The 11,785-nt window shown below is 64.0% G+C and carries 12 protein-coding genes; 10 read left to right on the top strand and 2 right to left on the bottom strand.

The window, feature by feature from the left end; all coding sequences use genetic code 11:
• Position 1 precedes the first annotated feature (1 nt).
• Both QX121_RS29995 and bluB read left to right on the top strand, forming a co-directional pair.
• Positions 2-1,342, top strand: coding sequence for a cobyrinate a,c-diamide synthase (locus QX121_RS29995; protein ID WP_315813744.1), 1,341 nt, complete (start codon positions 2-4; stop codon positions 1,340-1,342).
• Positions 1,339-1,995 (top strand): 5,6-dimethylbenzimidazole synthase, encoded by a 657-nt coding sequence (gene bluB / locus QX121_RS29990; RefSeq protein ID WP_315813743.1) that lies wholly within the window; start codon positions 1,339-1,341, stop codon positions 1,993-1,995. Before QX121_RS29995 ends, bluB begins: the two co-directional genes overlap by 4 nt.
• Before the next feature lies 1 nt (position 1,996).
• On the opposite strand, the gene QX121_RS29985 is transcribed toward bluB, so the two are convergent.
• Positions 1,997-2,722, bottom strand: coding sequence for a formyltransferase family protein (locus QX121_RS29985; protein WP_315813742.1), 726 nt, complete (start codon positions 2,720-2,722; stop codon positions 1,997-1,999).
• Between the two features lie 18 nt (positions 2,723-2,740).
• On the bottom strand, positions 2,741-4,423 hold the full coding sequence (locus tag QX121_RS29980; protein ID WP_315813741.1) for a hypothetical protein: 1,683 nt from the start codon (positions 4,421-4,423) through the stop codon (positions 2,741-2,743).
• Positions 4,424-4,450: 27 nt separating this feature from the next.
• Here QX121_RS29980 and QX121_RS29975 point away from each other — a divergent pair, with 27 nt between their 5' ends.
• The 8 genes from QX121_RS29975 (at position 4,451) to flgE (ending at position 11,783) form a co-directional block, all read left to right on the top strand.
• Entirely contained in the window at positions 4,451-4,612 is a 162-nt protein-coding gene (locus tag QX121_RS29975) for a hypothetical protein (RefSeq protein ID WP_315813740.1), read from the top strand.
• A 400-nt stretch (positions 4,613-5,012) separates the two neighbouring features.
• A complete protein-coding gene (locus QX121_RS29970; protein ID WP_315786228.1) occupies positions 5,013-5,717 on the top strand; it encodes an RNA polymerase sigma factor in 705 nt (234 codons plus the stop codon).
• Positions 5,718-5,855: 138 nt separating this feature from the next.
• Positions 5,856-6,680 carry a flagellin gene (locus QX121_RS29965; RefSeq protein ID WP_315739750.1) on the top strand — a complete coding sequence of 275 codons (825 nt, stop codon included), beginning with the start codon at positions 5,856-5,858 and terminating at the stop codon, positions 6,678-6,680.
• A gap of 61 nt (positions 6,681-6,741) precedes the next feature.
• Positions 6,742-8,457: a flagellar filament capping protein FliD gene (gene fliD, locus QX121_RS29960; protein ID WP_315813739.1), complete on the top strand. Its 1,716-nt coding sequence runs from the start codon at positions 6,742-6,744 to the stop codon at positions 8,455-8,457.
• On the top strand, positions 8,457-8,882 hold the full coding sequence (locus tag QX121_RS29955; protein WP_315739748.1) for a flagellar export chaperone FliS: 426 nt from the start codon (positions 8,457-8,459) through the stop codon (positions 8,880-8,882). The genes fliD and QX121_RS29955 overlap by 1 nt, the downstream gene beginning before the upstream one ends.
• A 232-nt stretch (positions 8,883-9,114) precedes the next feature.
• Positions 9,115-9,387 carry a hypothetical protein gene (locus QX121_RS29950; protein WP_315739747.1) on the top strand — a complete coding sequence of 91 codons (273 nt, stop codon included), beginning with the start codon at positions 9,115-9,117 and terminating at the stop codon, positions 9,385-9,387.
• 469 nt (positions 9,388-9,856) lie between these two features.
• Entirely contained in the window at positions 9,857-10,522 is a 666-nt protein-coding gene (locus tag QX121_RS29945; protein WP_315813738.1) for a flagellar hook assembly protein FlgD, read from the top strand.
• A gap of 22 nt (positions 10,523-10,544) precedes the next feature.
• Entirely contained in the window at positions 10,545-11,783 is a 1,239-nt protein-coding gene (gene flgE / locus QX121_RS29940; RefSeq protein ID WP_315739745.1) for a flagellar hook protein FlgE, read from the top strand.
• The last annotated feature ends 2 nt before the right edge of the window (positions 11,784-11,785 follow it).

The raw sequence follows: 11,785 nt of genomic DNA, 5'->3' as shown, positions 1-11,785 counted from the left end.
CATGACCATGGTGGCGCCCAGCGGGATCATCATCGCCGCGCCGCGTTCGGGCGCCGGCAAGACGACGGTGACGCTCGGACTGCTGCGTGCCCTCAGCCGGCGCGGCGCGCGCGTGCAACCCTTCAAATGTGGCCCCGACTATATCGATCTCGCCTTTCACACGGTTGCGGCGGGACGGACGAGCTACAATCTCGACAGCTGGGCGATGTCGGCGCCGCAACTGCTGGGGCTTGTCCGCGACGTTGCCGCCGACGCCGATATCGCCATCGTCGAGGGCGTCATGGGCCTGTTCGATGGCGCGTCGCATTCGGGACGCGCGGGCAGCGGCTCGGCCGCGGATCTCGCAGCCCTGACCGGCTGGCCGGTGGTGCTCGTTCTCGATGTGAGTGGGCAGACCGAGACGGCCGCTGCCGTCGCGCTCGGCTGCGCGCGTTTTCGCGACGATGTTCAGGTGGCCGGCGTGATCCTCAATCGGGTCGCGAGCGAGCGGCATCGGGCGCTCATCGAGCCGGCGTTTGCAACCATCGGAATCAGGGTGCTCGGCGCGCTGGCGCGGGACGCGCAATTGACATTTCCCGAACGTCATCTCGGACTGGTCCAGGCCCAGGAGATCACGGCCCTCGAAGCCCATCTCGAGCGTCTCGCGGCAAGCGTCTCCGGAGCCGTCGATCTCGAGGCGCTGCTGGGTCTCGCGAATCCGATCCGCTCTACCGATCTCGCTGCGCAGACATCTGGCCTTGGCATCAAACCGCCCGGACAGCGCATTGCGCTCGCCGCAGATGCGGCCTTCTCGTTCAGTTATCCGCATCTCCTGCGGCACTGGCGCGCTCAGGGCGCGGAGGCCATCCCGTTTTCGCCGTTGAACGACGAGGCTCCCGATCCCGCAGCCGACGCGGTGTGGCTGCCAGGCGGCTACCCCGAATTATATGCTGGACGGTTGGCCTCGGCGCAGTCGTTCCTCGATGCGCTGCGCGCGATGGCCTTGCGCGGCGTGCCGATCCACGGCGAGTGCGGTGGCTACATGACGCTAGGGGCGGGACTCGAAGATGCCCACGGTGTCCGGCATGCGATGGCGGGGCTGCTGTCGCTGGAAACCTCGTTCGCACGACGCCGCTTGCATCTCGGCTACCGTCAAGCGACCCTATTGGCCGATTGCAGCCTCGGCCGAAGGGGCGCCGTCGTTCACGGTCACGAATTCCACTATGCGACCATCCTGAGCGAGGCCGACGATCTGCTGATCGCGTGCCGCGATGCGTCGGCCGGCGTCGTAGCCGAGCGCGGCGCCCGGCGCGGGTCGGTGACGGGATCGTTCCTGCACGTCCTGAGCGGCGAGGGCGCATGAGCGAGCCAGGCCGAAGCCCTCCGCAGTTCGACGCGACATTCCGGCAGCGCTTTGCCGAGCTGGTGCGCTGGCGTCGCGACGTCCGCCGTTTCCGCGCCGATCCGGTCTCCCCAGAGCTGATCGAACAGTTGCTCGCGCTCGCGTCCCATGCGCCATCGGTCGGCTTCTGCCAGCCTTGGCGATTCGTGCTCGTCGAGAGCCCCGAACGCCGCGCGACGGTCATCGAGAACTTCGAGCGCGCGAACCAGGCCGCGCTCGCCGGTTATGATGGAGAGCGACGCGCGCTCTATGCGAGCCTCAAACTGGAAGGCTTGACGCAGGCGCCGATCCATCTCGCCGTCTGTGCCGACGAGGGCGCTGCCACCGGTCATCGGCTCGGCCGCGCCACGATGCCGGAAACGCTCCGCTACTCGGTGGTGGCGGCGATCCAGACGTTCTGGCTGGCGGCGCGCGCCGAAGGTCTCGGCGTGGGCTGGGTGTCGATCCTGGACCCGGCGGCTGTCTGTCGCGAACTCGCGTTGCCGTCCGACTGGAGCCTGATTGCGTATCTCTGCGTCGGCTGGCCGCAGGAGGAACATGACGATCCCGAACTGGAACGTCACGGCTGGGAAACGCGGCTCGACCAGACAGTGATCAAGCCGCTCAAGCGCTAGGTCACGATGCGAGCGCCAACGCCGGTGCGTCAACCGTCCTTGGCTCGCCAACAGCGCCCGCGGCGCTCATGAGCTGAAACCGTGTGCCGTGCAGGTTGATGGTCAGTGGAATGCCGCGGAAGTCGTCGTGAAAGGCGCGGATGCGGCGCGTCATTTCGGCCGGATCGATGTCGGCGGACATGTCGCACATGGCGGCGTACATCTGTCTGGTGCTCTTCGCTCCGCCCCAACCGACGCCGAGCGCCGGCAGCGGGCCGGCGTCGCAGGCGAGGTCGCGCGACATGCGCCAGAACAAATAGGCGAGCCGCACGAACGTCATCTGCTCCAAACCACGGACATCCACGCCGCGCGGGATGTCGAACGTCTCGACACCGACGATCGGGCCGCAGTCGACACGGGTCTCCATCACATGGGCCGTTGCGCCGAAGCGCGTCGCACCGTCGTACATCGCGAAATGAGCCGGCGCCCAGCCCGGATAATCCGGCGGGGCCGGATGAAAATTGTAGGCGCCGTGGCCGAGCGCCTGAAGGATGTCGGCAGGCACGATGACGCCGGTCGTGAAGGCAAGCAGGCGGGATCTGCCGAGCACATCGCGTTCGATGGCTTCGAGGTCCTGCAGGCTCACCGCGCAGCGGAATGCGAGTGCACGGTTGTGCGCCCGTAGCAGCTCCGAAAGCGCGAGTTGCTGGTCGCGGCTGCCGGTGAGAAGAATGATGGTGTCGAACATGATTTGTCCTGGTTGGCGTCAGCGGCGATGGGCGTTGAAGGTGGCGGGCCGGTGCGCAGCTCCCGAGGTGGCCGTCGCGGCGAACAAATTGGCCGGCAGCTCCTGACCGGGGATGATCTCGAGCACCATGTTGTCGGCCAGCAAAGCGGCCTCCCGCGCGATGCGAACCTCCGGCTGCCACGAGCACAGTGAGAGCTCGAGGCGGCCAAAGCCGCCGCAATCAGCGACGAAGGCGCTGGTCAGCTTCTCGATGCTGTCAGCGGCGGCGCGCGCGCTGCTGCTTCCGACGTCGCGCAGGATGACCGTGACACCTCTGTCGGATTTTACTTTCGAGCGCACCACGAGCAGCGACTCCAACGCGCCGACGCGCCCGGCCCGCCGGGGCGACCGCGCCACCTCGGCAAAGTCCGGGTCGGGACCAAGATCAGCCTTTGTCGGCTTCAGATTGTGGACGATCGTCGCGCTGCGGACTCCGGCTTCCCCTGCGACGGCATGGTAGCTGCGGGGAAGCCAGACCGTGTCGAGCGCGATCTGGGAGCTCACCGCACTCCAGGCCTGATCGATCTGATAGCCGTCCCAGATATCGGGATATGAAGAGGCGATCTCACGCCAGGTCGTCAGCATTGTCCCGGCCGCCTTGGACCGGCCGAAATAGAGGGTGCGCGGCGACATCTCCCAGCCGTTCCACTTATGCACGGCAAAGTCGCAGCCTGCCAGATGAGGAAGGTCCGGAGGTGCTTGGAACATCACGTCGGCCTCGACGTACAACAGCGGTTCGCGATTCCGCTGCCACATCCGCGCGATGAAGTCGGCCTTGTCCGCAGCGCTCAGGCGTTCGCCGGGGCGGCGATCGATCGCCTCGACGTCGAATGGGAGCCCGAGCCGCTGCAACGAGCGTCTGAGATGATAGACGTGCAAGTCGCCGACCGTCGTTGGATGGCAGGACACGACACGCACCGCAGTTGCCGGTGCTGCGTCCGGCGCAGGCCAGTCGCGGCCGCCCCACCATAATTCGTGCGGGCCGTCGGCTGAGGTGCCGACGGTGCCGAACTCGGTCAACTTGGATTTCAGGAAATCGAACGCGGGGTTTTCGCCGAAGGGGATCACCACGGCGTCATGCGAGGTCAGCGCGCCGTACAGCAGCTCCGCCCCGGCGCCCGTTGGCGGGTCGATCAGGACGATAGTGCGGCCACGGCCAGGCGGTGGAAGGTCATCGCAGTGAACCACCGGCCCGAATGTTCGCGACAGCCATTGCAGACGATGACCTTGCCGCTGACCGAGCCTGACGCCGTGAGCGCGCAGGCTTTGCACCGGGTCGTGGTCGTTGGTCTTCAGATCTTGTCGCGTCATGCCGGGCCCTCCCGCACAATAGAACGGACCACGTCGGCCAATCAGGCGCGTCGATCGCGCATGCGCTTGCGTCGGTGTCTTGCGATGATGCGAGTAAGACCGGGCTTTCGACACGGAAAACGCGAACTTCGTTTCGCAATGTTGCCGGGCGCGCTGCTCGAGGCCGCAACAGATGACAAACACCGTGGCTGCGCGAGCAGAAGTATTCGCAATCACTTCGATCTGATGCGCCTTATCAAGGCCGAAGCAGACGATTGGTCTCGTAAACGAAGTCGCAGTGCGGATCACGAGTTTCACACCGGATATATCGCGTGCGGTGACGCTCTGGAGCCTCGATGCAGATCGAAACATTCAGCAACATTCGTTGACGCTATAGACATGTTAGCCATCTACGCGCGCGCGTCGGCGGCGCGCGACGCAGCGCGTCGATCGCTTCATCTATCGTGCTATCAGCAACTACAACGTACGAAGGCGATGGATCAGGCGCGCAATGTCGCAAAAATCGTCGCGCGATTCAAAAATCGCGTCCGCGGCAACTGACAGAGTCGAAAAATGCGATAATTTCGTCGAGGTGATTCGGAAAAAATTGCCGGGCGAGATGATCGTTTCGCAGGAATTCCGAACCTTGCTCAACCGCGGACTTTGTGTGCGCGGTATGCATCCAAGGATGCTGTTAGTAAGCGTTGCAGCTCGCGTTTTCTGCTGAATTCGTCTTCTGGAATGAATCCCCCGCCATGCCGAACATCGGCCTCTCTTTCTCAACGATCGTCGGGCGCTCGATCCGCGTGCGGCAGAATTTGCCTGTCCCTAGGCAAAACATTCCATCTAACTACCTGAAAAGTCACGAAAAATCTTCGCCTGCTTCTTTCGGTCGCCGCGTTCAACGATCGGAAGCCGTCTGCGAATGCCGCATTCGGCATTGCGGGTTGGAGATTCGGAAATGAGCTACGCGCTGGACGTCTGGGCCCCGGCCGATGGCATATCTTCGAAAGAGCCGGGGTCCCCGGACGTCGCGGCGCTGCCGTCGAGCGAGTCGGCCAGCACCGTTCCCGACTCCGCGCCGCCAGGCGAGACCGCGGTCTTCGACGAGGACAAGGACCTGCTCGACCGGCTCGCCACCGGAGAGGAGCTCGCATTTCGTCTTCTCGTCGAGCGCCACATCGATCGCGCCTATGCGATTGCGTTGCGCATCGTCGGCAATGCCGCCGACGCCGAGGACGTCGTGCAGGACACGATGTTGAAGGTCTGGACTCACCGGGGGCGGTGGCAGCACGGTCGCGCCAAATTCTCGACCTGGCTCTATCGCGTCGTCAGCAACCGCTGCATCGACATCCGCCGCAAGCCGCGGACCGAGAATGTCGACGTGGTACCCGAGGTTGCGGACGGCAAGCCGGATGCAGTGAGCGTCATCGAGCGTGCGGAGCTCAGCGTCCTCCTGGAGGGGGCGATGCAGCGGCTTCCGGAGCAGCAACGGATCGCCGTGATCCTGTCGTATCACGAGAACATGAGCAACGGCGAGATCGCCGAGGTGATGGACACGACAGTGGCCGCCGTGGAGTCCTTGTTGAAGCGGGGACGCCAGCAACTGCGCGACATGCTGCGGCGTCACGAGCGCGACATTCGCGGCGCCTTCACGGATTGCTAACCATAAAATTCTCGGCGCAGGAGAATTCCCGCCTGAATCCCGCAGGCGCTTCCGTTTGATCGGTCAGACGGGGCCGATCCGCACCGTCAGTCCTTCCACGATGCGGCGTGCTTTGCCGATCACTCAGGAGTCCTCACCGTGCCCGCAATTTCCACCAACATCGCCGCCAACTCCGCCGTCCGTTACCTGAACATCAACTCCAACCAGGAGACGAGCTCGCTCGCCAAGCTGTCGAGCGGTTCGCGCATCACGTCAGCCTCGGACGACGCGGCCGGTCTCGCCATTTCGACGCGCATCTCGTCGGACATCACCACGCTGCAGCAGGCCGCGACGAACGCGGCGCAGGCGACGTCGATCCTGCAGACAGCGGATGGCGGCGCGTCCAACATCAGCGACATCCTGGCGCGCATGAAGTCGCTGGCCTCAGAGTCCGCATCTGGCACCACGGTCGGAACCAGCCGCACTTACATCCAGTCGGAATTCTCGCAGCTGATCAGCGAAATTTCGTCGATCGCGACCGGAACGCGCTATAGCGGCCAGAGCCTGCTCGACGGCACCAGCACCTTCTCGTCGGGCGTCTCGGTCTTGGTCGGCTCGTCCGCGTCCGACACCATCAACATCACGCTGTCGGATCTCACCGCGAGCACGCTCGGCGTCTCGTCGCTCGACGTCAGCACCCAGACCGGCGCGACCGCAGCCTTGACCGCTCTCGACACCGCGATCGACACCGTGTCGAAGGCCCGCGCCGACATCGGCGCGCAGGAATCGCGTTTCAACTTCTCGGCGGACTCGATCTCCACGCAGACGCAGAACCTGCAATCGGCCAACTCCGCGATCAAGGACGTCGACATCGCGTCCGAGCAGGCGAAACTGTCGTCGGCGCAGGTGAAGACCCAGGCCGCGGTGTCGGCGGAAGCCGCCGCCAACCAGATCCCGCAGTACCTCCTGAAGCTGCTGGGCTGAGTTGTGATCTGCCGGGCCGGCGCCACGCCGGTCCGGCCCTTCCCTCGGAGGACGACGATAGATGACGGTGAGCAGCGCAACCTCGAGCACGAGCAGCACGACGTCGTCTTCTTCCTCATCATCGACGAGTTCGAGCAGCTCGCTCACGACGTCGGGAACGAGCACGACGAGCACGATCGACTGGACTGCGCTGATCGAATCCGCGGTCAATGCCAAGCTCACCCAGGCGACCCAGATCTCGACCAAGATCACGGCCAATGAGGCCAAGATCACGGCCTACCAGACGCTGCAGACCGCGCTGAAGACGCTGTCCTCGGGATTGTCGTCACTGGCGACGTCGATGGTGAACTCGCTTGCGACGAACGCCTTCGCCACGCGGGCCGCCACCATCAGCGCGACCGGCGACGTCAGCGCCTCATCGGCTCTGTCGATGTCGGTGAGCAACGGTGCTGCGACCGGCAGCCACACGCTGACGATCGGCCAGATCGCCACCGCACACAAGGTGACGGGCACGACGCAGTCGAGCCAGACCGCGGCACTCGGCTATTCCGGCACGTTCTCGCTCGGCCTATCCGGCGGCAGCACGGCCGACATCACCATCACCAGCGGCATGTCGCTGCAGGATGTCGTCGACGCGATCAATGCCCAGACCTCCACGACCAATGTCGAGGCGTCGATCGTCCAGGTATCGAGCGGGTCGTATCAGCTGGTGCTGACGGGGACCCAGGATTCCGCTGACATCACCTATGCCAGCTCGTCCGGCGACGACGTGCTCAACAAGCTTGGCGTGACCGACAGCTCGGGTGCCTTCACGACCGTGCTGCAGACGGCGCAGGAGGCGGAATTCACGCTCGATGGGATCAGCCTGACGCGCAACACCAACGACGTCACCGACGTTCTCAGCGGCGTCACCTTCGATCTGCTGCAGGCGACTCCGTCCGGAACGACGCTGACAGTCACCATCGGGACGGACACGAGCCAGATCTCGTCGGCATTGCAGACATTCGTCACCGACTACAACGCATTCCGCGATGCCGTCATCGCGCAGCAGACCACCAATTCGGACGGGACGGCGTCCTCGAGCTCCGTCCTGTTCGGCGACGGCACCATGCGCGACATCATGAATTCGCTCCAGGCCGTGCTCGGAACCTCGGTCGGCGGGCTGACGATGGCGGACCTGGGCCTGTCGTTCAACGAGAAGAACGAGCTCGAGCTCGATACGGGCACGCTGTCGACGATCCTCAGCACCAATCTGAGCGGCGTGACGACGTTGTTGTCGGCGCAGACCAGGACCTCGTCGAGCCAGCTCAGCGTAGTCAATACCGGATCGTCGCCGCAGTCGTTCACCCTGGATCTGACCGTGGACTCGTCGGGGACGCTCACGACCGCGTCGGTCGGCGGCGACAGCTCGCTGTTCACGGTCAGCGGCAACACGATCGTGGGCAATTCCGGGACGATCTATGCCGGGATGGCCTTCACCTACACCGGCTCGACGTCGCAATCGGTCACCGTGACCTCCACACAGGGGCTTGCAACCCAGATCTACCAGATCGCCAAGACCGCATCGTCCAGCACGGGATCGCTGCAGACGCTGATCGACAATCTGACCTCGCAGGACGAGACGATGCAGGCCAAGGTCGATGACATCAAGAGCTCGGCCGCCACGTTCCAGACTCAGCTCACGGCGCAATACGCCAAATATCAGGCCGCCATCGAGAGCGCCAACAACACGCTCACTTATCTAAAAGCCCTTCTCAACGCGAGTTCGAGTAACTGATGACCCAAAATTCGATGGCGCAATTCGCAAGTCAGGCCTATCGCGGTGCTGCGGTGGCCGTTCCGCCGCTCCGGGCCGTCATCATGCTGCTCAACGGAGCGATGCTGAGCTTGCAGAAGTCGCTGCAGGCGCAGGAGGCCCGCCGCTTCGAGGAGGGGCACATCCATGTGACCCGGGCGACCGCCATCCTGCGCGGATTGAGCCTTCACCTTGATCCAACGCGCGGCGGGCCGGTCGCCGACCAGCTGTTCGGAACCTACAACGCCCTGATCGTGGCCGCGCTGCGTGCCTACGGTCGACCTCACATGCGCGAGAATTTCCAGCGGATCACTCAAAGTTTGCTGGAGCTGCGAGAGGCGTGGGAGGCTGTCGATGCGGCAGCCCGGGGAAAGCGAGCAGCCGGTGATTCGGCCAACCGTCGGTAGCGCTGTCCGAATCAGGCACCTGCCGCACTGCGGAAATCTTGGGAAACCGATCAGAAACGGGCTGCATTGTCTCCCGTTTCGGTATCCAGTGCGGCGTCGCGTGCAGACGGCTCCCGAAAAATACGGAGTTTCCCGCGTCCGGTTGCGGTCGATCGTCACAATTGCCGATATCAATTTTGTTCGCGGGCTGAATGCTTTATGACCAAGCCGGAAGCGCTGGATTGGGCGGACGATGGACGTCAGGGAATTCGAGGATCTGATCGGTAGGCTGGGTGAGGACATCTCGCGCTGGCCAGCCGAGCAGCGTCAATCGGCTGCTGATCTGCTTGCATCCTCTCCCGAGGCCGATCGATTGCTGTCCGAGGCACGTCTTGTTCGTGAGGCGCTGTCGTCGCCGCCGGTTCGTGCACCCGCGGGCTTGACGTCGCGTATCCTTGCTGCGGCCAACCGCCTGACCCAAGAGGAAGCGTCAACCGCCCCGGCTGACGCCCACCAGCCCGGCTGAGCTCCGCCAGGGCCGAGCTTGGGCGACTGCGCTTCGGCCGGTTGGGCCGTGGGCGCCGGAACCGCAACACCATCACCGCTGCCATCCCCCTCAATTTGTCGAGCTCGTTTGCGCATGAATCGGGGGCGCCCGAGTGCGACGACGCGAGCCGTGGCGCGGAGATGACGCGACGGTTGCAGCCGATCTGACCTGGTCGCGCCGTCCATACTCTCTGCTGGTCTCGTCCTGACCACCGGCCGAGTGCGCCGCGAGGCCGCGCTGCCGATGCAGAGCGGGGGGCCACACCAGGCGATTTTTGCCGCCCCTGCGCAACCGCGCGCCGGCAAATTCTGCCGTCGGATCAACTAATTCGATCGACTAATTGTGCGCCTGGAATCGGCGCTCCGGCCGTTTGATCAGCAAACGCCTCCACGACCGCGTGGTCGTGCTGTGTCCCGCCGCCGTTCGCGGCGCGAGCCGGAGTTCTGCCATGACCGTTTCTGCCGCGAGTTCGTCGACTGCGACCACCTCATCGACCTCATCATCCAGCGACACATCGCGTACGACACTCAGCTCGACCGACTTTCTTCAGCTCCTGGTGAGCGAATTGCAGAACCAAGATCCGCTCAACGCGACCAGCGTGACCGACTTCATCAACCAGATGACGTCCTACGCCAACTACACCTCGCAGCAGTCGCTCAACAGCAGCATGACCTCGCTGGCCGGCTCGTTCTCGAGCCTGGTGACGCTGAATTCGGTGAACTACATCGGCCACACCGTCGAGGCCAAGAGTGACACCGCCGTTCTGTCGAACGGCTCGGCGACCTTCGGCTATTCTCTCTCGTCGGCGGCATCGAACGTTTCGATATCGATCAAGGATTCCTCCGGAAGCACGGTCTGGACCGGCACCGGGACCGGCAACAAGGGCGCCAATTCGATCATCTGGGACGGCACCGATTCCAGCGGCAATCAGCTCAGCGACGGCGGCCAGTACACGATCTCCGTGACGGCGACTGACTCCGCGGGCACCTCGGTTCTCAACTACACGACGATCACCGGGACCGTAACCGGCATCGACACCTCGACCAGCACGCCGTCGCTCACCGTCGGCGGCATTCCTGTCAGCGCCAGCAACATTATCGGCGTCACCTCCTGACGGCATCATTCGGAGTACAATCATGAGTCTTTCTGGAGCCCTGTCATCGGCGATCTCGGCGCTCAACGCGCAGAGTTCATCGCTCGCCATGATCAGCGACAACATCTCCAACGCCGATACGACCGGATACAAGACCACGTCCGGCCTGTTCGAGCAGCTGGTGACGGCATCAAGCAGCTCGAAAGCCTATTCCTCGGGTGGCGTCTCGGTCTCCGGCCGTGCCAATATCACGCAGCAGGGGCTGCTGGCCGCCACCACCAACGCGACCGATGTCGCAATCCAGGGCTCGGGTTTCTTCGTCGCGACCAACTCGACTTCGGCCGGAGGCGAGACCTTCTACACCCGCAACGGCGCGTTCACCACCGACAATGCCGGCTACCTCGAGAACAACGGCTATTATCTCGAAGGCTGGCGCACCGATGCGAGCGGCAACGTGGTCGGCAATGGGCTCGAATCGATCAACACCAAGGTTGCGCTGACGAATGGTGGAGCGACCACCAAGACGTCGCTCGCCGCCAACCTGCCGGCCGATGCCGCGAGCGGCGATACCTTCAGCAGCTCGATGACGGTGTACGATTCGCTGGGGCAATCGCACACGCTCAACGTCACCTGGACCAAGGGGGCGACGGCGAATGAATGGACCGCCGATTTCGCGCCGGCCACGGCGTCGGACGGCACCGTGACGAGCGGCACCTATACAATCGATTTCAACTCAGATGGCTCGCTGAGCACGGTCTCTTCGACCAATCTCGGCATCACCTGGAATAACGGCGCGGCGGCCAGCTCGATCGCGCTCAGCTTCGGCACGACGGGCGGCGGCACCGATGGCCTGACCCAGCTGTCATCCGGCAGCACGACGCCGAGCGTCTCCAATTTCAGTGCCAATTCCGATGGCATCTCTTTCGGTACGCTGAGCAGCATTTCGGTCGGCAAGAACGGCCTCGTCGAGGCGACGTATTCCAACGGCCAGACGGTTCCGATCTACAAGATCGCGGTGGCGACCTTCGCCGATCCCAATGGCCTCGTGGCGCATAGCAGCGGCATGTACACGTCGACGGCGACGTCGGGCAATGCGACCCTGCAGGCGTCCGGCGAGAATGGTGCAGGAACCATCTACGGCAGTGAGCTGGAGTCGAGTACGACCGACACCACGGGCCAGTTCAGCAATATGATCTCGGCTCAGCAGGCCTATTCGGCGGCATCGCAGGTGATCTCGGCGGTCAACAAGATGTACGACACGCTGATCTCGTCGATGAGGTGATC

It is taken from the genome of Bradyrhizobium sp. SZCCHNR2028 (genome assembly GCF_032380995.1).
Lineage (GTDB): Bacteria > Pseudomonadota > Alphaproteobacteria > Rhizobiales > Xanthobacteraceae > Bradyrhizobium.
The sequence above is the reverse complement of the archived record's forward strand: the minus strand, read 5'-3'. Positions and strand labels throughout refer to the sequence as shown.

Coding starts and splice junctions, on each gene's coding strand:
- QX121_RS29995 (WP_315813744.1), top strand. CDS start 2: ATGACCATGGTGGCGCCCAGCGGGATCATCATCGCCGCGCCGCGTTCG.
- bluB (WP_315813743.1), top strand. CDS start 1,339: ATGAGCGAGCCAGGCCGAAGCCCTCCGCAGTTCGACGCGACATTCCGG.
- QX121_RS29985 (WP_315813742.1), bottom strand. CDS start 2,722: ATGTTCGACACCATCATTCTTCTCACCGGCAGCCGCGACCAGCAACTC.
- QX121_RS29980 (WP_315813741.1), bottom strand. CDS start 4,423: ATGTTTCGATCTGCATCGAGGCTCCAGAGCGTCACCGCACGCGATATA.
- QX121_RS29975 (WP_315813740.1), top strand. CDS start 4,451: ATGTTAGCCATCTACGCGCGCGCGTCGGCGGCGCGCGACGCAGCGCGT.
- QX121_RS29970 (WP_315786228.1), top strand. CDS start 5,013: ATGAGCTACGCGCTGGACGTCTGGGCCCCGGCCGATGGCATATCTTCG.
- fliD (WP_315813739.1), top strand. CDS start 6,742: ATGACGGTGAGCAGCGCAACCTCGAGCACGAGCAGCACGACGTCGTCT.
- QX121_RS29955 (WP_315739748.1), top strand. CDS start 8,457: ATGACCCAAAATTCGATGGCGCAATTCGCAAGTCAGGCCTATCGCGGT.
- QX121_RS29950 (WP_315739747.1), top strand. CDS start 9,115: ATGGACGTCAGGGAATTCGAGGATCTGATCGGTAGGCTGGGTGAGGAC.
- QX121_RS29945 (WP_315813738.1), top strand. CDS start 9,857: ATGACCGTTTCTGCCGCGAGTTCGTCGACTGCGACCACCTCATCGACC.
- flgE (WP_315739745.1), top strand. CDS start 10,545: ATGAGTCTTTCTGGAGCCCTGTCATCGGCGATCTCGGCGCTCAACGCG.